The sequence below is a fragment of the Fibrobacter sp. UWS1 genome (assembly GCF_002300445.1).
Lineage (GTDB): Bacteria > Fibrobacterota > Fibrobacteria > Fibrobacterales > Fibrobacteraceae > Hallerella > Hallerella intestinalis.
This window is the reverse complement of record NZ_NSGW01000001.1, coordinates 911507-932037: the sequence shown is the minus strand read 5'-3', so window position 1 is coordinate 932037 and position 20531 is coordinate 911507. Positions and strand designations below refer to the sequence as shown.

Below are 20531 nucleotides of genomic sequence, written 5' to 3'. Positions count from 1 at the left end.
CTAAGAACTAAGAACTAAGAACTAAGAACTGATAACTGAAAATGATTCCTAACCACTAGTCTTTGCGGTATTCGATTCGGCTGCAAATCGGGCATTTTTCAGGAATGTGCCCCCGGGCGGGGCAATAGGATCTGCCGAAATAAATCATTTGCAGATGCCGCCGGTTCCATTCATCTTTGGGAAAAAGTTTTTTCAAATCGGCTTCTGTTTTTTGAACGCTCGAACCGTCGGAAAGTTCCCAGCGATTGGCGAGCCGATGGATGTGGGTATCTACGGGAAAGGCGGGAACGCCAAAAGCTTGGCTCATGATGACGCTAGCCGTCTTGTGGCCGACTCCGGGAAGGCTTTCTAAATCTTCGAACGAGCGGGGAACTTTTCCCGAAAAACGCTCCAGAAGCATTTGTGACAACGCTTTGATGTGTTTGCTTTTCGCAGGAGCAAGTCCGCAAGGGCGGATGATTTCTTCGATTTTTTCCGTCGGGATTTGCGCCATTTTTTGAGGGGTGTCTGCCTGAGCGAACAAGGTCGGCGAAATCGCATTGACTTTTTTATCGGTGCATTGCGCGCTCAAAAGAACAGCGATCAGAAAAGTAAATGTGTTGGAAAAGTTCAAGGGAATGGCGGGCTCGGGATAGAGCTCATCCAAGATGTTTCCAATGAATTTGGCGCGTTCCTTTCGAGTCATTTGGCGGTGGTTTGTTTGCTGGAAAAATCGCGGGTAAAGTCCTGCTTCATTTCGAGGCTGGGCAGTGCGCAATCCGGATGTCCTATTTTAATGGCGGGAACTCCGGCAACGGTTACATGGGGAGGCACATCGTTGAGGACGACGGCACCGGCTCCGATTTTTGCGCCTTTACCGATATGGATATTGCCAAGAAGTTGCGCATGGGCACCAATCATCACGCCATCGCTCACTTTCGGGTGCCTGTTTCCGGAGTCCTTTCCGGTTCCGCCCAGAGTGACGCCGTGTAAAATGGAGACGTCGTTTCCGATGCGGGCGGTTTCACCGATAACCAGATTGGTGGCGTGGTCCAAAAGAATGCCCCGTCCGATTTTTGCTGCCGGATGAATGTCGACGGCGAATTTCTGGCTAATCAGGCTTTGCAACATTTCCGCCAAAAAGAAGCGGTTGTTTTTCCAAAAGACGTGTGCAATGCGATAGGCTTGCAACGCTTGGTATCCTTTGAAAAAAAGGAGTGGCTCCAGCATGGACTTGCAAGCGGGATCTCGATTGAGAGTGGCTTGCAAATCGGCTGCGGAATCTTCGACGAGGGAGGGATTTTCCTGGTAGGCGCGAATAAAGAGAATTTCCAGTTGGGAGCGGCTGAGGAAAGAGCTGGCGAGTTTACGCGAAAGACCGACGGCGAGGATTTCCGAAAATGAGCTGCGAAAAACGATCTGCTCGTCGAGAACGGATTTGAGCAGCGGTTCCGAGGAGGAAAGCGCAAGCGCTTCTTTTACCAGGGCGGAAAAGATTTCTTTGGAAATTTCTTTAGAAGTTTCTTTGGGCATCGATCGTCTCCTGCCTTAAAATGCGGGCGGATTAAATTTAGAAAAAGCCGAAAAGAATCCGTTGCTCCCCAATTTTTTCAAGACTTCCAAAGCTTTGTTCGATGGAATCTGCGGAATCAGCTCGACGATTTTTGGCGGCAAGGGCTTTTTCAGTTGAAATTCTTTGGGAATGGAATCATTGCGGGAAAGCTGCCAAAGAATGGCGAGCTTCTGTAAAAAATCTCCCCAAGGAAAAGCGTCTCGTTCCGAGAAATGGATTTCTGCCGGGAGAATGCTGTCGCGAGCTTCGGCGATGGCGACGTCGGGGTAGCCCATACGAACGAGGGTCATCTGGCGAGGGATATTGTTTGTCGCAGCCTGTGGCGGAATTTGTAAAATCAGTTCCATAAAATATCGGGTGGTGGTTTTAAATTTCGGGAAGGGGCAGCGGAAATGCTTGGCGAGCGCAGAGGACGTCGTTTGCCGAGAGTTCCACGGAAAAAATTTTTTCTTCGTGGTTGGCGACGAGAAGTTCGTTGCCGTTCGGATCAAAAGCGCAGCTGCTCGCGAATGCGCTCCCGGCTCTAGCGCAAGCGAGAACAAAGCATTGGTTTTCAATAGCTCTCGCCCGTAACAGCGTTTTGAAATGCGTGTCGCGGCTCTGCGGCCATTCCGCTTGGACAATGAAAAGAGAGGCGCCCGCTTTGCGGGCTTTCCGAAAATCTTCTGGAAATCGCAGATCAAAGCAGATAAAGGGGAATGCGCAAAATCCTTCCCAAAAAAAGGAATTGCTTTCAGTTCCCGGCGCAAAAAGAGTGGCTTCGTCAGCAAAAGGATGGTGCTTACGGTAAATGGCGAGCGGATTTTCTCCCGTGGCTGCAAAGGCGGCAGTCCAATTTCGAAAACGGAAATCGATTTGCGAAAAATTCTCGATTCCCCCGCCTAACACGGTACATTGTGTTTCTTTTGCCAAGTCCTGTAAAAAGCGAAAAGTCGGAAATTCGGGCGAGACGTTTTCCGCTAGTTCTTGGGAGGGACGAGTCAAAAAGCCCGTGGCGAACATTTCCGGAAAGACGAGAAGGCTTCCCGGTCGGGGAGCTTCTTTTGAAATCAGGGAACGGGCGTGTTCAAAAGTTCGCTGTTTGCCGTTTCTGTCGGGTTGCATTTGGATGAGGTATGCGGTTGCCATTTTTCTTAAGGTAGAAATTTTATATTTTGGGCAATACGCTATGCTGAAACGAATTTTACCCTTTTTTGTTTTGCTCCTGTCCGCTGGGGTTTTTGCTGCCCCGACGCAGATAATTGGAACGGTTTTGGAATCTGAAACGGATCATCCCTTGTCCTCGGTCTCTATTTTGTATGAATCGGGGCGTTCTTTGGGGGAAACCGATGGGAGAGGACGCTTTGAATTGACGGCGGATTCTCGTCATGCCAAGCTGATTTTTGCCAAGGACGGCTTTGACACGTTGCACGTTTCGCTGGACGATTTTGCCGATTTGCTGGATATTGTTGTCGTGATGCACACCAATGTGCGGAATTTGGGGGAAAGCACGGTTATTGGCGGCGGCACCAAGGCGGAATGGCAGGAGCCTTCGCATATTTCGGTGGAGCAGCTCGAAGATGTTTCGGGAATGCGTTTTGACATTGCGGAATTGCTGGGTTCTGTCGAGGGCATTTCCGGGCAAAAGGATTTTTCGAGCGATTTCTTTTACGACGGCTCCCGGGCGGATGAAGTCGGCTATCACCTGGGGCGTTTGCGTATTCCCAATATGCGCCATCTGGATATCGGTTTTCCGGGGAATCTTTCGGTCATCAACCCGCATCTGCTCAGTTCCATTGCCGTTTACGATAATTACGGAGAAGGACCTGTGGGGCAAGGCCTTGCCACTTCCGTCGATTATATTCCGGAGACCCTTTCAGGCGAAGATTTTGTCTTTGGCGTTTCGGCGGGGACGACCATGCGCGAAATCACCGTGGGCGGGCCGTTCCTTTTTTGGGATTCGTTCCGTTTCAGTTTCCGCTGGCTGGACGGGGAAATGCTCAAGAACATGGGCGAAAAGTTTTTCACGGAATTTCGGAAGCGGGATTCAAACTGCGATGAATGCTCCACAGAAGGTTCGGATTCTTTCGACTTGACTTCTTTCGATCTGTTTGCCCAGCTGGCCGGGCACGATTCGCTGGAAAATCGCTGGATGGTGAATGGCATTTACAGCCGCGACGAATATGTGGTTCGGCAAGATACGACGACGGCTTTGGAAACTTCAAACAGCGTGGATATTGTCCGTGGGCAGCGCACTTACGGCGTTCTGGGACTGGAATACCAGTCGCGTTTTGGCACCAGCTTCCATGCGGGTGTCGTGCGGGAAGAGGCGTCCGACACACTCCGGGATACGACCGGATTTCGGAAAGATGCTCTGGCGGAAAACGCTGCGTTTATCGACGGTTATGAACAGGACAAGACGACTTTCACTTTGGGCGCGGACAAGCCTTTTCCCGGCAGCCTTTGGGGGGCGAAACTTTCTGGAGCGTTGCTTTACGAGCACCACATTGTGACGCGGAAATGGCCCGATTTTTCCAAGACGCAGAAAACGGAAGTCCAGGCGAATGTCCTTTCGGGAACCAGCCGGATGACGTGGACGACCAATGCGCAAAAAACGATTTTTGCTTTTGGCGCGGTCGCCGATTTTGACGGTAACGGCTCTCCGATGGTTTCTTTGGATTTCGACAGAAATCTCTCTGCGGGAACGCCGGGAATCGCTGCGGGAGAAGGATTCCGGATTTTTGGAAATGCCGCTTGGCGTGGAGACTGGCGTGAAAAATGGAACGACGGAGAACTTGAAAGCGGCATTGTAACCGGTTCTTCGGCAAAATTGGGGGTGGGCTTTTCGCAAAAACGCATTAGCCTGAGCGCTCATGGATTTGGTCGTTACTACTTGAATCCGGAGTTGCCGGTGCCTTTGGCGTATGCGCACTACCGGGAACTTTCCGAAGCGGACTACGCTTGGGTGCTGGGAGCTGCCGCCAAGTTGGAAGCGCGCACATTGCACCATTTTGCGCTGGGGCTGAATGCGACGACGGTTTACGGTGAATACGCTTTGGACGACGGACGATCCCTTCCTTGGGAAGCGAATTCCCGTTTAGACATGGCGACTTCGGTTCGCTACTATCCACGCAAGGATTCTTTGATTTCGGTCATTCTCACTCATCATGTCGGCTGGCATCGTCCGCTGTATTATTATAAGGTAAAGCCTTCAAATTCCGCGACCCAGACTCTAGGCACTCGGGAAATCCACGACTACAATGAATTTGCGGATTTGTTCCGGACGGACGTTCGGGTCAATCTGGATTTGCCCGGACACATTTTCTTTTTCCGAAAAGTCCGTTTTTATGTGGAAGCGGACAATGTGTTTTCGGCGTTGGATTCGGGCTCGTTTAAATTTCTGGGTTCCGACAATTACCGGGAGCGTTCGCAGGTCACACGGGATAAGGATGGCAGAACTTCAAACGGCTACGATGTGATTCCCTTTATGGCGAAAGGAATGGGGCTTTATTTGCAATTCGGAGTCGAGGCGAACTTTGCCATTTAGCCGTTCGCTCTGGCTCTTGCTGCTTTCTTTGTTTGCCGTTTCTTCGGCAAAAGAAAAAGTGTTTGAACCGCGCCGCCCGGAAAAACCGCTCCGCTTTTGTGGGGAATATGCGAAATGGGAAAACTATGTGAAAGGGGACTCCTCCTATGTGGACTTGTCCGCATTTCCGGTTCGTTTGGATTTGCGCTATGCGACATTTCACAATATCTCCGGGCATGATTTGTATTGCGGGGCGGAACGGGCGTATTTAAAGTCGATGGCTGCAGAAAAACTTCGCAAGGCCATTGGCCTGTTGCAAAAAGAACATCCCGAATTGCGGTTTGTCATTTTCGATGCCGCACGTCCGGTTTATGCGCAGGCGCAGCTTCGAAAAGTTGTTGCGGGAACGCCATTCTCCGACTATGTTTCCAATCCGGTGCGGGGAAGCGTCCATAATTTTGGTCTGGCGTTGGATTTGACCCTTGCCGATTCGAGCGGAACCCTTTTGGATATGGGAACGGATTTTGATTCCTTTGAAGATCGGGCGGGAGAACGAGGGGAGGCTGCGGCACTCCAAAAGGGAACTTTGACGGCGGCGCAGGTGGAAAACCGCAAAATTTTACGCCGGATAATGAAAAAAGCGGGATTCATCCCGCTGCCTTCCGAGTGGTGGCATTTCAATGCCATCCCCTCTAAAACGATTCGGGCAACTGGCGAATTGCCGCCCTTTTAAGCCTGTCGTTGCAGGCGATTCCCACGCCTTCGTTTGGAATGGGATCCACCAGAATCAAGCGGTTTTCCGCTTTGTCCAGCAGACGCATGAACGCATAAAGATTCGCGGCGGCTTCTTTTACATCTCCGGATTCCGAAAGATTTAAAGTCGGGGGGATTGCCGACGTTTGATGCCCGAACGCAATGCGTACGGTGCCGCTTGGAAGTTTGGCATTCTGAGGAAGCTCTCCGTAAAAGAGGGGAACTTGCGGACGGTAATGGCGGTCGATCATTCCGGGGGCGAGCATCGGGCCTTTCGGATTGGATTTGGATTCTCGAATCGAAACGCTGCCGGTGACTTTCTGAATCATTTCGGGAGTAATTCCGCCGGGTCGTAGGATGACGGGAGTTTTTTCCGTAAAGGCGACAATGGTGCTTTCGACTCCGACTCCGCATGGTCCGCCATCAACAATGCCGTCAATGAGTTCGCCGAGTTGTTCCGCCACGTGTTCTGCCGAAGTGGGACTGACGTGCTGAAATAAATTGGCGCTGGGAGCTGCGAGCGGGACTTTTGCCAACCGGATGATTTGCTGGGCAATGGGGTGGCTGGGAAAGCGTACGGCAACAGTGGGAAGTCCGCTGGTCGCCAGTTCCGGAATCCGCTCCGTTTTGGGCAGCACGAGGGTCAAGGGTCCCGGCCAATAGGCTTCTGCCAGTTTTTTTGCCATCTCGGGGATTTCGGACGCCACATGGGAAAGTTCTTCCAGCGCGGCGATATGCACAATTAGCGGATCAAAATGCGGACGCTTTTTGGCTTCAAAAATTTTGGCAAGGGCTTTTGCGTCGTAAGCGTTTCCCGCAAGTCCGTAAACGGTTTCCGTCGGGATAGCCACGATGCCGCCGTTTTGCAAAATGCGAGCGGCGTCTTCGGGAGTTGTCCAAGGAGGATACATTTTAGCCTTCGGAATTTTGAGGTTCTTCCTGTGGCTTCTCGTTTTGGCTGTTTCCGAAAATGGTGTCGCAGGCACTATTGAATCGCTTCCAGATTTTGTCGGAATCTTTGCGCGGTACGGCTCCGATTTCCCGCCAATGTTTGCGCAGTTGTTTGACTTCGTTTTGCGCATCCCGGCGGTTTTCGTCGTTCAGATTTTCTACAAGGCGTTCTGCTTCTTCGCAAAGGCGAATTTTATTTTGCAGGTTGTTTTCGCGCGCTTGTTCCTGAATATCCAGCTGGTCGCGGCGGCGGTTGAAAAAGTCGTCGCAAACGCTGCGGAATCGGGCGTACAGCTCTTGTTCTTCGGCACCGCAACGAGGCAAAGTGCCCCATTCGTTCTGTAGATTTTTGACGACTTCCGCACTCTGATTTGAACCGGCAGAGTCGAGAAGCTCAGAAATGGTCGTCACCATGGATTCTTTTTTCTGCTTGGCTTCTTCGACTGCCTTTTTGAATTCCGGATCGATTTCGGCGCGCTTTGACGCATACCGGTTCAGAATTTCCCCGTAACGGTTTCGGACTTCTTCCACCTTGTCTTTAGGAACCATGCCGATGGCTTTCCATTCTTCGGCAGCATCGGCAAAGGCTTTTGCCGTTTCTGGATTTTCGGGATTGCCGTCTAGCGATTCCAGCTTTGCACAGAGGGCTTCTTTGGCTTCCAGATTTTTGATTTTGACGGCATCCATTTCTTCAAAGTGGGAACGCTTGCGGTTAAAGAACTGGTCGCAGGCCGAACGGAAACGGTTCCAGATTTCTTCGGACTTGGAGCGGGGAACCGGACCGATTTTTTTCCAGGCTTCTTGCAGGTCTCGGAATTCTTTGGACACGGCATTCCAGTCGGAAGATTCCGAAAGGGCTTCGGCCCGTTCGCAAAGGGCGGATTTCTTTTGGAAATTGTCTTCACGGAGAACGTCTTCCTGTTTGACAAATTCCTTGTGCTTGGCAAAGAAGGCGTTTTCCGCTGCGCGGAAACGGTCCCAAATCGGCTGGACGTTGTCTTTGGGGACCAAGCCGATGGCTTTCCATTTTTCCTGCAATTCCTGCATAACTTTGTATTTGTCGCGCCAATTGGCATCGTCTTCGGAAGCGAGAGCTTCCACTTGCTGACAGATTTCTTCTTTGGCGACGAGATTTTGCTTGCGTTCCTCTTCCTGCTCTTTCAAGATGGGTTCGCACTTGGCCATGATTTCTTCAAAAAGGGTGCGGAACTTTTCGCGGAATTCGGTCAGTCTGGCAGAAGAAACCGGGCCGACGCTTCTCCACAGGTTGGTGAAGTGGCGAAGTTTTAAAAGCATCTCTTTGCTGGGTTCTTCTTTGGCGAGAGCGACGATGCTGTCTAAAATGGATTCTCGGTCGTGTTCATTGTGCCAAGCTTCCCATTCCTGCATTTCTTTGAAGCGGGAAGTGGCTTCCTGATATTTTTGCCAGCTTTCTTTATAACGGAATTTATTTTCGCCGACGATTTCTTTCCAGCGTTTATAGGTATCGCGAAGTTTCTGGGAAATTTCTTTGAAGTTGCCGTTCTCGTCGATTTGCTGAATTTCTTCGATGATGGCTTGGAGCTTTTCCGAATTTTCCTTGAAAATTTTTTCGTCGGCTTCCCTCTGTGCTTGGAATTTTTCGGCAAGTTTGCTGCGGAGGGCGTTGTAGGCTTGCAAATTCGGATCGTCGCCTTCTGCCGCCGGCTGTTCTTCCCAAGAGCGAATCAGGGCTTTTATTTTGTGCTCCGCGGATTTGGATGTGTCGTCCGCTTCAGCCAGAAGTTTGAGCTGGGCGAGAATTTCTTCGCGGTTTGTCGATATTTCCGCTTTTTCGGCTTCTTGATCGGTGAATTGCTTGAAACGCGCTACGGACATTTTGAAAAGCCCGGCAATGGCGTTTTCGGCATTTTCGTTCAATTCCTGGAATTTGGCGATGAGCGCTTCGATTTTTTCCTTATTGGCCTGGACGTTTTCTTCAATTAGCCTGTCCATTTCGGAAATGGTGTTCTCGAGCTGCTTTTGCTTCTCGCTTTTGGCTTCGGATTCCGCCTTTGCCTTGTCGATTCGGGCTTGTTCTTCGTCCCGGCGCTTGTGGTAGCTTTCGATGACGCGGTTCAAATCGGCTTCGGCGGGTCCCATTCCCAGCTCTTTTGCGGTTTCAAGAAGTTTGTCAAAAGCGGGCTTGTTCGTCATGAAATCTTTGGCGTCGGCAAGCCGTTGAGCTTGCTGGATAATGGCGTCCCGTTTTTGGAAAAGGAGAACCGTGTCGTTTTTTTCGGAATCTTTTTCAGAATTCTGTTTGCTGCGGAGAAGTTCTCCCGCTTTTTGGCGCACCGTGGTGTGTCTGGAATTTTGAAAAATGTTCTGGAGCATATTGCTGCGAACCACGCCTTCCAGTGCGGCCATCGCGACGTTTTCTTTGGCGTCCTTGAGCGCTACAAATTCCAGGGCGCTCTGGCGGGTCGATTCCCGAACCATCGCCAGTCGCAGTTCCGAATTGGGCATGGATTTCAGCAGGTCGTCGGCAAAGCGCGTATTGGCGATTTCAGAAACGAGTCCCAGTTCAAATGGGGTTGCGGCTTCGCGGAAATTTTTAAGATGGTCGGCGATTCTTTCGAGAAGGCGGTTCTTGGCGTCTCGCTTGTTCGATTCGTCCGTTTCGGCACTGGCGATTTTTTGCAGGACTTCTATACTGTTCAATTTGCGAATGGCGATGCCGCGGATTTCGTTGCTTTGATCGTTTTGCGCAACGTTTTCAATGGCACCTTGGTCGGCGTTTGCTTTCAAACGGATTACGGCGTTTTTACGGACGTCCGCATTTGAGTGTTGCCATTCAGGCTTAAAGAAATTGAAAAATCCCATAGAAGTTCTCCAAAAGCGATATGCGTTTTTTTACGCGGTTTAGCTAGCTCTAATCTAAATAAAAGCCGAAGATAAATGCAAATGAAAATGGAAAAAATACCGCTGAAACGTCGATGCTGCTTCTAAAAATGGCTTTGGTGCAGTGGTACCTGTCCCTGAGTTTATCGAAGGCTGGAAACCGGCGCCGTGGATAGTAGAAGCGTTAGGGGAGAAAAGCGGGATGCTCGTCCGCATCACGTCATGGCGAGGAAATGGATTTTTAGAGGTGACCGCAAAAACTATTTTTAAAAGGATGGCGAAGCGCATTCACAAAACAAATCCTCCGGAATCCATTTTTAAGGAATATCCCAGCGGCGATTTTTCTGCTTATTGTGAAGTTTACGTCCCGCAGTCCCCGATGATTTTTACCTATGCCGTTCCGACTTCCGTGCAGGTTCGGCGGGGGAGCGTTGTGTGGATCCAGCTGGGAAAACGGAAGCCTTCTTTGGCGGTGGTTTCCCAAGTGACGACAGAGAAGCCCGCTTTTCCCAAAATCAAACAGGCTTTTCCGCATGAGTCGGGTTACGCTTTTGGTGAACGCTATATGGAAAAGCTCGATTGGGTTTCCCGGTATTATATGGCGACGCCCATGCAATCGCTGAATGTTTTTTTGCCCAAGGATTTCGGCAATTATCTGGACGCCCTGTTGCAGGCGGAAAACGAAAAGAAGAGCGAAGAGGAAAATGAAAGAGGGGAAGCTTCGCCGGGAGAAAGGGAATCGGAACCGCCTTTGACGCTGGAACAGCAGTCGGCGTTGGAAGCTCTTGCAAAAATGCTCGATGGAACGGGATTTCGCGGGGCGTTGCTGCATGGCGTTACGGGAAGCGGTAAAACTCGGGTTTATATGGAACTTGCCAAGCGGGCTTTGACTCTCGGGAAAAAAATTCTCGTGCTTGTGCCGGAAATCGGTCTTGCTCCGCAAATCGCCGAAAGGTTTTCCAAGAGCCTCGGTTTTGAAGTGCCATTGATACACTCCGCATTGTCCGCTCCGATAAAACGGAAGTCCTGGCTCTCCATTTTGTCGGGTAGGGCGACGATCGTGATAGGAACACGCAGCGCCATCCTTTCGCCTTTTGAATACGATTTGGTCATTCTCGACGAAGAACACGATTCCTCTTACAAGCAGGAAGATTCTGCCCCTCATTATCACGCCCGGACACTCGCTTTTCATGAAGCGGCAAAGTGGGGCGGGCTGGTGCTTTTGGGAAGCGCAACGCCGTCGGTAGAAACTTTTTGGGCGGCAAAATCCCGAAAATTGCATTACCTTGTTCTTTCGCATCGGGCGACGGAAGTGGAACTGCCCAAAGTTTCCATTGTCGATATGAAAAAGAAATGGAGAAAGCAGGATTCTTCGCTTTTGCTTTCTTCGGAATTGCGGGAAGCCTTGACAAAAACCGTCGAAAATGGCGACCAGGCGATTATCCTGATGAATCGTCGAGGCTATTCCAAATCGCGGGTTTGCTCGGAATGCGGCAATACGTTTTGCTGCCCGGTTTGCAAAGTGCCCTTGATTTATCACAAGCAGCATAATGGGCTTTTGTGCCATTATTGCGGACGGATTTTTTCGCTGCAAGTTCCCTGTCCGGATTGCGGTTCAAAGCATTTTGAACTTTTGGGCGGGGCGATCGAAAAGTTGGAAGAGGAAATCGCCGAGTGGATTCCGCAAGCAAGAACCATACGAATGGACAGGGACACGACGGCGAATGTCGGGGCGGCGGAACGGATTCTGAACGATTTTCGGGAAAGAAAATTCTCGGTGCTGCTGGGCACGCAAATCGTGGCCAAGGGCCACGATTTTCCCGATGTCCAACTGGTTGGCATCGTGGGCGCCGAAGCGGGCGCCGGCGTGCCGAATTTCCGTTCCGGGGAACGCCTTTTTGAACTTTTAAGCCAGACTTCGGGTCGCGCGGGTCGTGCCAAAGGAAACGGGACGGTCATCCTCCAGACGAACAATCCGGACGATCCGATTATCCAGTTGGCGACGACGCACGATTATCTCGGCTTTGCGGAAAAGGAACTCGCTTCCCGTTTTGATGCGCATTATCCGCCGTACAAAAAACTCGCTGAAGTTCGCCTTGGGCACAGGAACGAAACGTTCTTGCACGAAAAGGCGGAGCGCTTTGCTGAAATGCTCTCGCAAAATTCCCGGATTGAAGTCTTGGGCCCTGTGGACGCCTACATTCCTTGGGATGGAAAAACATTCTGGATGCACTTGCTCATCAAAGCGGAACGCGTCGCGGAAATTCGAGAGGCTCTTTCTCCACTTCCCCAGGATTTGGAAGTGCGCATAAACATCGACCCGATTTAATTCCCGCACAAAAATTTTAGGGACTTATATACAAAACTCCACCCGATTTGCTTGGTTGGTGCCCTTCGATAAACTCAGGGACCGTCGGTTAGTGAGCTTGTCGAACTAGTCGAACCATGGTTGGTGCCCTTCGACAGGCTCAGGGAGCAGTTGGGAGTTGGAAGTGAGAAGTGAAGAGTGAGGAGTAAGGAGTAAGGAGTAAGGAGTAAGGAGTAAGGAGTAAGGAGTAAGGAGTAAGAAGTGTGAAACCACTGGGAAGGACGGTCCCCCGACCGTCCAAAAAGAGGAGGACATGAAAAAGGGCGGTCTCCCGACCGTCCAAGAAAGAATCATTTTTATAAATTCATCTCGAGAGGAATCGCAAATGAACCAGATACAGCAAAAAATCGCCGCCCAAAAATTTGCCGAATACTGGAAAGGGAAAGGCTACGAAAAGGGCGAATCCCAAAAATTCTGGATAGACTTGCTCGAACATGTTTACGGTGTCCAAAACGTCGCGGAATACATCTCGTTTGAAGACCAGGTGCATTTGGACCATACCAGTTTCATCGACGGATTCATTCCCTCGACCCATGTTCTCATTGAACAAAAAGGACTCGGCAAAGATTTGCGCAAGGGGATCAAGCAATCCGACGGCTCGGTACTCTCCCCTTTTCAGCAAGCGAAACGTTACGCCGCCGAACTTCCCTATTCTAAGCGCCCCCGCTGGATAATCACCTGCAACTTTTCGGAGTTCCTCGTTTACGATATGGAACAGCCGAACGCCGAACCGCAGCGGATTCTGCTGGAAAACCTGGAAAAGGAGTTTTATCGGCTCCAATTTTTGGTGAACGAAAAAGAAACCCTGCTGAACAAGGAAATGGAAATTTCATTAAAGGCAGGCGAACTCGTCGGGAAGCTCTACGACGCGCTTGTCAAGGAATACAAATCCCCGGACGAACACAGCTACAAAAGCCTGAACATCCTCTGCGTGCGTCTCGTGTTCTGCCTTTACGCCGAAGACGCCGGACTTTTCGCCACCCGCACCGCCTTCGAAGACTACCTGCGCTCCTTCAACCTTCCCAACGTCCGCAAGGGGCTCATCGACCTCTTCAAGGCACTGGACACCCGGGAAGAGGACCGCGACAAATACGACGAGACCATCAAGCCGTTCCCCTACGTGAACGGCGGGCTGTTCAAGGACGAACGGATTGAAATCCCGAATTTTACGCAGGAGATCGTGGACGTGCTGGTGAAGGATTGCGCGCCCTTCGACTGGGCGAAAATTTCCCCGACGATTTTCGGAGCCGTCTTTGAAAGCACGCTCAACCCGGAGACGCGGCGCAGCGGCGGCATGCACTACACCAGCGTCGAAAACATCCATAAGGCCATCGACCCGCTTTTCATGGACGCGCTCGAAGCCGAATACGCCGACATTCTCAAAATAAAAGCCGTCAAAACACGGCGACAAAGCCTGCTCGCTTTTCAAGAAAAATTGGGCAGCCTCACGTTCCTCGACCCGGCTTGCGGTTCGGGCAACTTTCTGACCGAAGCCTTCCTGAGCCTGCGTCGGCTGGAGAACAAAATCATTTCCGAAATCAACGAGGGCGAAGCGGTGCTCGGGCTGGACGGCTTCATCAAGGTGCATGTCGGCCAGTTCTACGGCATCGAAATCAACGACTTCGCCGTGACGGTGGCGAAAACCGCGCTGTGGATAGCCGAAAGCCAGATGGTCGCCGAAACGGAAAGGATCTTGAGCCGGAACATCCAGTTTTTGCCGCTGACCACCAACGCCTTCATCGTGGAAGGAAACGCGCTGCGCATGGACTGGGCGACGCTCCTCCCCGAAAGCCCCAAGAGCGCCCTGCCCGAAGACGACTTGTTCAAAGGCATCACCACCCACGTGGACGGAAGCGCGCACCGCTACGACTATATCATGGGCAACCCGCCGTTCGTTGGTGCGCGGCTTATGTCGGAAGAACAGAAAAAAGATGTAAACGATATTTGGGGAAAAACAAAGAATGTCGGAAATCTTGACTATGTTTCCTGCTGGTATAAAAAGGCTGCTGATTTAATCAAAGGCACGAACACAAAAGCCGCGCTTGTTTCAACAAACTCCATTACGCAAGGCGAACAGCCGGCAATTCTCTGGAAAACGCTGATGGAAAACGGCATAAAAATCAACTTTGCCTACCGCACGTTCCGCTGGGACAGCGAGTCAAACTTAAAAGCGCACGTGCATTGCGTTATCATCGGATTTAGTTGCCGCATATATTCAGCAGCTGCACCAAAGAGTTCTGCGGTTGAGACTGTTGAAGCCAAACGCATTTATATCAACGAAAAGCAAAGCATTGAAGCCAAAAACATCAACGGCTACTTGCTTGACGCGCCGGATATTTTTATTGAAAGCCGAAGCAAACCGCTGTGTAATGTGCCGGAAATCGGAATTGGAAACAAGCCGATAGACGGCGGAAACTATCTTTTTACCGAAGAGGAAAAGAACGCTTTCATCAAAAAGGAACCAGCAGCTGAAAAGTATTTCCGCAAGTGGCTTGGCTCGGACGAATTCATTAACTGTTATTTCCGTTACTGTTTATGGCTTGGTGAATGCTCACCGGCAGAACTGCGCAAAATGCCGGAATGCATGAAACGTGCACAGGCAGTGCGTGACTTCCGCCTTGCAAGCAAAAGCGTGCCCACACAGAAACTTGCCGATACGCCCACAAGATTCCACGTGGAAAATATGCCGGAAAACACATATTTGCTTATTCCTCGTGTATCTTCAGAAAAGCGGAGATATATTCCAATTGGATATATTGAGCCTCCAACATTAAGCAGCGATTCTGTTCATATCATCCCGGACGCAACGCTCTATGACTTCGGCGTGCTCACTTCAAGCGTTCACATGGCGTGGATGCGCGCTGTCTGCGGACGGCTCGAAATGCGGTACCGCTACTCAAACACAATCGTGTACAACAACTTCCCGTGGCCGGGAAAGGACGCAGGGAGAGAAGTCACTGGGAAGGACGGTCTCCCGACCGTCCAAAAATGGAAAGGCATAAATACGGACGGTCAGGAGACCGTCCAAGAAACGAAAAACAGAAAACCGTCCGTCATTGCGAGGAGCGGAGCGACGAAGCAATCTTTTGCAAATGCGCCGAAGATTGCCGCGCCTACGGCTCGCAATGACGGCGCGGAACAGCGCGCAAAAATCGCCCGTACTGCCCAAGGAATCCTCGATGCCCGCGCGCTCTACCCCGACTGTTCCCTCGCCGACCTCTACGACGAGACCACCATGCCGCCCGAGCTGCGCCGCGCCCACGAAGCCAACGACCGCGCCGTGATGGCCGCCTACGGTTTCGACCCCGCAATGACCGAGAGCGAAATCGTCGCGGAACTCTTCAAGATGTACGAGGAGCTGGCAAGGAAATAAGACAAACGGATTTGTTCGCGCCTAACGGCACTCACCACAAAGAGCGAAGAACGTTAGTTCTGAGCAAATCCGTGTGTTATGATCACGCTTCGACAAGCTAAGCGACCGATTGCCGAACTAATCGAAGGGCACTCGCCGCTATGCCGCTAATCACAAACTCATGCGCTTTGGAATGTTCCCAAAGCCCGTTTTGGCATTTTGCCATTCGCCGTCCCGGGCAAAAAACGGTCTTCGGCGTTTTGCCGAATGCTGTCCCGGGCAAAAAACGGTCTTCGGCGTTTTGCCGAATGTCGTCCCGGGCAAAAAACGGTCTTCGGCATCGTGCCGAATGTCCTTCCAAGCGGGATTAGAGCTTTGGAGAGAGAATTTAGAACTTAGAAATTAGATTTTTCCAGCGCCAAAATCAACTCCCAACTCCCAACTCCCAACTTCCAACTCCCGCCTCTCGTCGTTTTGCCGAATGCCGTCCCGAACAAAAAACGAGCTGGCAACCGTTTCTCCAAACTCCCAATTCATAACTCCCAACTACGTTTCTCTACGCAATAAAAAAGGACCGCTTTTCGGCGGTCCCGGATTGCTTTATAACAAAATTTAGAAGTTGTAGCTGAAGTTTACATCGAAATGGGTCGCGTCGCCGTCGATATCGCCGGAGCGCATCTTGATTTTGCCATCGACAGCCATTGCTTCGTTAATGGCATAGGCAACGCCAATCCAGAGGTTGAACTGATTGTCGCCGGCATTGTCTTCCCAAGCGCCTGCGCCGTTCCATTCGTCGTCAGTCAGCTTGTATTTGAACTCGATTCCGGCAAAGGGGGTCAGCCCGATTTCCTTAATCGTGTAGCCGATTTCTGCGCCTGTATTAAAAACGAGTCCACGTTCAAAATCGTTGTGTTCAAAACCCCAGTCCAGACCGGCTTCCACTCCCAAGAGGAGCTGCGGAATAAGTTCCTTGTAGAACTGTCCACCGAAGTAGATGGCCCATTCGTCCGAACCGATGTAGCCGCCTTCGCCTTCGTCGCCAAACGGGATGTTCAAATCCAAGAAGATGTTGACCATTTCTGGAAGAACGGCGTAACGCGCGCCAAAGGTAAAGTCGGTAAGGCCGCTGCCGTCCGGATCATCTTGAGAGGCGAATCCAAAGGACTGCAAGGATAATTCCAAGTTCGGAATGACAACATAGCGACCGCTGACGTTGATACCCCATCCGGACCAAGGATCGTCGGTGTCGTATTTGAACTGACCCTTTACGGTTCCTTTACCGGCTTCCGGAATTTTGTAATAATCCCAAGTCGCAAAGCTCGATGCGGCAACGAGCGCAACAGCGAGAGCTATTTTCTTGAACATCTTTGTCTCCTATTTTATTATGTGTGCCCCAAAAATAGAATGAAGTAAAAATTTTGTAAAGCGTCGTGTAAGCGCAATCACAAGGGAAAGGTTAAGGCGATTTTTTGGGGGGAACTTTCGCCTTTTTGTTTGGGGAGGATTTGTTCTTGGATGCGTCAAAAGGGAAGAAGAATTTTCCTTCCAGGATGCAGCCAGGTGCTCCGGGGTCGCATTCCTGATTCCGGCGATTGCAGTGCGTTTCGCTTAAAAAGCGGCATTCCCAACTCATACGATACCTCTGTGAAAATCAGCGTCTTGGCGGCGGTGGGGGTGGATAGTCGTCCGGCCTTCCGCGGTGCCTTCTGGGCGGTGGCGGCAAATAATGATGATGGTAGTGAAATTGCCATTCGACTTGCGGGGCGTAATGCGGACGGTAGGTTTCGCAAAAAACGGTCGAGTCGGCGGCGAGGTAGCAGAAGGTTTCCGACGATTGCCCGCGGCATTCGGAACCGTAGCAGACCTTGCAGCGGTAAACGCCTTCTGGAGTGTAAAAGCAGCGCTGTTCGGAATAGACGGTGGGCAAATCGCTTTGAACGACGCAGGAACTCAAGAAAAGAAAAAGGACCAGCCCGATTCCTTTGCGGAAAGAAACCGTTGCGTGCAACCTTTGAAGAGCATAAAATGGAAGAAAGGGCATTTTACCTCGTCAGCGTTTGAGTGGCGGCATTCCTTCCGTGGTTCCCGGCGAGGCTATTCTTCTTCGGACTTGAGATCCCGCAGCATCAGCATTTCGATAATGTCGGCGGGCTTTTTATTGTTGAAAAGTACTTCGTAAACCGCATTGACAATGGGCAGTTCCACGTGAACGCTGTCTGCCAGGGCTTTTGCGCTTTTGCAAGTCGGAACGCCTTCGGCGATCATGGTCATGTGCCCCATAATCTGCTCCAGAGTCTCGCCTTTGCCAATGCATTCCCCGACGTAGCGGTTCCGGCTGTGCTGGGAAAGGCAGGTCACAATCAGGTCGCCCATGCCGGCAAGCCCGGCGAATGTCCGAGGGTTGGCTCCGAGAGCGCGTCCCAATCGGCAGATTTCCGCTTGCCCGCGGGTGATGAGCGCCGCTCGGGTATTGTCGCCCGCGCCGATGCCGTAAAGCACGCCGCTAGCGATAGCGATGACATTCTTAATCGCGCCGCAAAGTTCGACTCCCACCTGATCCGTCGAAGTATAGACGCGAAGATAATTGTTGCTCATGAGCTGCTGCACTTTTTGGGCAGAAGCTTCGTGGGGGCACGCGGCGACGATGGTAGTGTAAACCCGGCGGGAAACTTCTTCGGCGTGGGTCGGCCCGCTGAGGGTCACGACGTGTTCGCTCTCGAGCCAGGGGACGTTTTCAAAAAGGACTTCGCTCATCCGCTGGTTGGTGCCTTCCAGAATGCCTTTGGTCGCGCAGACGACAAGGGGAATCTGGCCTTCGGGTTTGCACTTGGCGAATTCCTTGGCGACGTTTCCCATGAATTGTGACGGGACGACGAATAAGACGACTTCCGCTCCGGCAAGGGATTTTTTCATGTCGGTGGTATAGGTGAACGATTCCGGGAAAATAACACCGGGAAGCTTGTCTTTATATTGATGTTCCGTCGAAAGCAAATCGACTTCTTTTTGTGAAAAAGTCCAAAAGGAAACCTGATGACCGTTGTCGAAAAGGACTTGCCCGAGGGTGAGTCCCCATCCGCCGGTGCCGATAATAGTGACGTTCATAATACCAACCTTTTTTCTTGCAGAAAGTTAAACTTTTTTTCTTTTTTTGCCAAAGCCGTTTTCCGTTCCGTTCAGCAGACGCCGGATGTTGGCTTTGTGTTTGAAAATAACAAAAACCGCGACCAGCCAGGCAACCGCCAAAATCCCAGTGTGAATCTTGTCATGCGGGTATAGGTCGGGTTCCAGATAGCCGAAAAGGGAAAGCCCCGCGAGAGCGATGCAAGCACCGATGCTTCCGACTGAAACATATTTGGTGGAAAGGGTCAGAACGAGCCAGACGGCAAAGGAAAGGAGAGCGGTGACAGGAGCGATGGCGAGAAAAACGCCGAAAGCGGTCAGCACGCCCTTGCCCCCACGAAATCCGGCAAAACAGGTGAAACTGTGCCCGAGAATCGCGAGAATCCCGCAGACGAGAGGCAACCAGAAAAAGTCGGAACCGCCGTTTGCCTTTGACGCTTCGTTCATCCAGATGGCGATGGTCGGGGCGAAGAATCCCTTCAGCAAATCCACGATGACGACGGGAAGCGCGGGTTTGACGCCCAATACGCGGAACGTGTTCGTGAGTCCCGAATTTTTGGAACCGAAATCGCGGATGTCGTAATCTTTACCGTTTACGATTTTGGCGACCCAGATGGCGGTCGGGATGGCTCCCAAAAGATACGCTATCGGAAGCGAGAGTAAACTGTTCAAGGTCTTCGTCCTTTCTTAAAGTGAGTTTGCTGTCGAAATTCAGGCGGAGCGGTGCACCGTTCAAGTGGAACGCTTCGTAAAACGTCTTGAGAAGGTAACGCTTGTAGGATTCATCTACGGCGTCGGGTCGTCGGGTTTCGATATCGATGACCGGCGGCTCCACCATGATTTGGCAGGCGCGGGTCAGCTTGACAAGGCGTCCGGCGTGAGCGGGGTGCGGATTTTTGGCAATCGCTTCGGCAAAGACTTCGGCGACCCGGTCGCGCCCGATGACGCGGCGGCAGTTGGCATAGACGGAGCGGATTTCTTGCAGAATGCGGTGAACCCGCAGCCCTTCTTTCGCGCTGATGGAAAGAATCGGGATGTATTCAAAAAGCGGTTCCCGCTCCCGCATTTCCTTGACCATGCGGTCGAAGGATTTTTCCGTTTTGTCGGGAAGGATGTCCCACTTGTTCAAAATCAGAATCAGGCCTTTTCCCGCCTGGCGAATGTCCTGGATAATCCGGAAATCCTGTTCGGAGATGCCCAGCGTGGAGTCGATGACCAGCAGGGACAGGTCGGAGCGGCGAATGCTTTCCTGCGAGCGCATATTGCTGAAAATTTCCACTTCGTCTTCGACCTTGGCTTTTTTACGCAGCCCGGCGGTGTCCGTCACGACGAATTTTTCCCCGTTGGCGGTGAAGGTGCAATCGATGGAGTCGCGGGTCGTTCCCGGAATGTCCGAAACAACGGCGCGTTCTTCGCCGAGAAGCCGATTGAGAAGAGTCGATTTGCCCGCGTTCGGTCTGCCCAGAATGGCAAAGCGGATTGGGCGCTTTTCTTCTTTGTCCGAAGCGGTTTTGTTCGGAAGAAGGGAGATTACTTCGTCCAGCAGAGAAAGACAGGCGTATCCCGTAAGGGCGCTGATGGTGCGGGGCTGGCCCATGCCGAGAGAAAGAAGTTCCCAGCATTCGCTGCGGTCTTCGGGGCGTTCGCTCTTGTTCGCGACCAGAAGGACCTGCTTGTCGAGACGGCGAATCATTTTGGCGAACTGGTCGTCGAGTTTGGTAATGCCCACCCGTACATCGACCATAAAAAGGACCAAATCCGATTCCTGGATGGCGGTGAAAATTTGCTCGCGCACGTTGGCGGCAAGGACATCGATAGTTTCGTCGGGAAGAAATCCTCCCGTATCGACTACGGTAAATTCTCGCCCATGATACGTCGCTGTCTGGTAATGGCGATCGCGGGTGACGCCTTCCCTGTCCGAAACGACTGCAGCCCGGCGTCCGAGAATGCGGTTAAACAAAGAGGACTTTCCCACATTCGGGCGTCCGACAATACAAACTACAGGTAATTTACTCACGCTCCAAATATAGATAAGGCTGCTTTTAAAATGGCTGCGGCGAAGGAAAAT

The 20531-nt window shown here is 51.5% G+C and carries 15 protein-coding genes; 4 read left to right on the top strand and 11 right to left on the bottom strand.

What is annotated here, in order from left to right; translation table 11 throughout:
• Positions 1-55: 55 nt before the first annotated feature.
• The 4 genes from nth to BGX14_RS03875 are packed head-to-tail and all read right to left on the bottom strand — an operon-like array spanning position 56 to position 2680.
• Complete coding sequence (gene nth / locus BGX14_RS03890) at positions 56-685, bottom strand: endonuclease III (protein WP_095879112.1); 630 nt, start codon at positions 683-685, stop codon at positions 56-58.
• Positions 682-1512: a serine O-acetyltransferase gene (gene cysE / locus BGX14_RS16265; RefSeq protein WP_073302881.1), complete on the bottom strand. Its 831-nt coding sequence runs from the start codon at positions 1510-1512 to the stop codon at positions 682-684. The genes nth and cysE overlap by 4 nt, the downstream gene beginning before the upstream one ends.
• 15 nt (positions 1513-1527) lie before the next feature.
• Positions 1528-1899: a hypothetical protein gene (locus tag BGX14_RS03880; RefSeq protein WP_073302883.1), complete on the bottom strand. Its 372-nt coding sequence runs from the start codon at positions 1897-1899 to the stop codon at positions 1528-1530.
• A gap of 19 nt (positions 1900-1918) precedes the next feature.
• The gene (locus BGX14_RS03875) at positions 1919-2680 is read right to left on the bottom strand and encodes a nitrilase-related carbon-nitrogen hydrolase (protein WP_095879111.1); all 762 of its coding nucleotides are present in this window, start codon (positions 2678-2680) and stop codon (positions 1919-1921) included.
• A 70-nt stretch (positions 2681-2750) separates the two neighbouring features.
• Between BGX14_RS03875 and BGX14_RS03870 the strand changes: the two genes are divergently transcribed.
• Together BGX14_RS03870 and BGX14_RS03865 are read left to right on the top strand one after the other, a co-directional pair.
• A complete protein-coding gene (locus tag BGX14_RS03870; protein WP_233126401.1) occupies positions 2751-5078 on the top strand; it encodes a hypothetical protein in 2328 nt (775 codons plus the stop codon).
• Complete coding sequence (locus BGX14_RS03865) at positions 5068-5790, top strand: M15 family metallopeptidase (protein WP_233126400.1); 723 nt, start codon at positions 5068-5070, stop codon at positions 5788-5790. The genes BGX14_RS03870 and BGX14_RS03865 overlap by 11 nt, the downstream gene beginning before the upstream one ends.
• Here BGX14_RS03865 and BGX14_RS03860 read toward each other — a convergent pair.
• Both BGX14_RS03860 and BGX14_RS03855 read right to left on the bottom strand, forming a co-directional pair.
• Complete coding sequence (locus BGX14_RS03860) at positions 5750-6721, bottom strand: L-threonylcarbamoyladenylate synthase (protein ID WP_095879110.1); 972 nt, start codon at positions 6719-6721, stop codon at positions 5750-5752. The two genes, BGX14_RS03865 and BGX14_RS03860, sit on opposite strands and share 41 nt — an antisense overlap.
• Before the next feature lies 1 nt (position 6722).
• On the bottom strand, positions 6723-9605 hold the full coding sequence (locus BGX14_RS03855; RefSeq protein ID WP_095879109.1) for a DUF349 domain-containing protein: 2883 nt from the start codon (positions 9603-9605) through the stop codon (positions 6723-6725).
• A 142-nt stretch (positions 9606-9747) separates the two neighbouring features.
• On the opposite strand from BGX14_RS03855, the gene priA reads away from it, so the two are divergent.
• Positions 9748-11952, top strand: coding sequence for a primosomal protein N' (gene priA / locus BGX14_RS03850; protein ID WP_233126399.1), 2205 nt, complete (start codon positions 9748-9750; stop codon positions 11950-11952).
• A gap of 364 nt (positions 11953-12316) precedes the next feature.
• Positions 12317-15364 carry a DNA methyltransferase gene (locus BGX14_RS03845; RefSeq protein ID WP_095879107.1) on the top strand — a complete coding sequence of 1016 codons (3048 nt, stop codon included), beginning with the start codon at positions 12317-12319 and terminating at the stop codon, positions 15362-15364.
• Positions 15365-15955: 591 nt separating this feature from the next.
• Here BGX14_RS03845 and BGX14_RS03840 read toward each other — a convergent pair.
• The 5 genes from BGX14_RS03840 to der all read right to left on the bottom strand — a co-directional run bounded on the left by BGX14_RS03840 (position 15956) and on the right by der (position 20480).
• Positions 15956-16708 (bottom strand): transporter, encoded by a 753-nt coding sequence (locus BGX14_RS03840; RefSeq protein WP_095879106.1) that lies wholly within the window; start codon positions 16706-16708, stop codon positions 15956-15958.
• A gap of 286 nt (positions 16709-16994) precedes the next feature.
• Complete coding sequence (locus BGX14_RS03835) at positions 16995-17384, bottom strand: hypothetical protein (RefSeq protein ID WP_143159323.1); 390 nt, start codon at positions 17382-17384, stop codon at positions 16995-16997.
• A gap of 53 nt (positions 17385-17437) precedes the next feature.
• Positions 17438-18445 carry an NAD(P)H-dependent glycerol-3-phosphate dehydrogenase gene (locus BGX14_RS03830; RefSeq protein ID WP_095879105.1) on the bottom strand — a complete coding sequence of 336 codons (1008 nt, stop codon included), beginning with the start codon at positions 18443-18445 and terminating at the stop codon, positions 17438-17440.
• Positions 18446-18472: 27 nt separating this feature from the next.
• Positions 18473-19135: a glycerol-3-phosphate 1-O-acyltransferase PlsY gene (plsY, locus tag BGX14_RS03825; RefSeq protein WP_073302897.1), complete on the bottom strand. Its 663-nt coding sequence runs from the start codon at positions 19133-19135 to the stop codon at positions 18473-18475.
• Positions 19050-20480, bottom strand: a complete 1431-nt coding sequence (der, locus tag BGX14_RS03820) for a ribosome biogenesis GTPase Der (RefSeq protein ID WP_073302898.1) — start codon at positions 20478-20480, stop codon at positions 19050-19052. Before der ends, plsY begins: the two co-directional genes overlap by 86 nt.
• Positions 20481-20531: the final 51 nt, after the last annotated feature.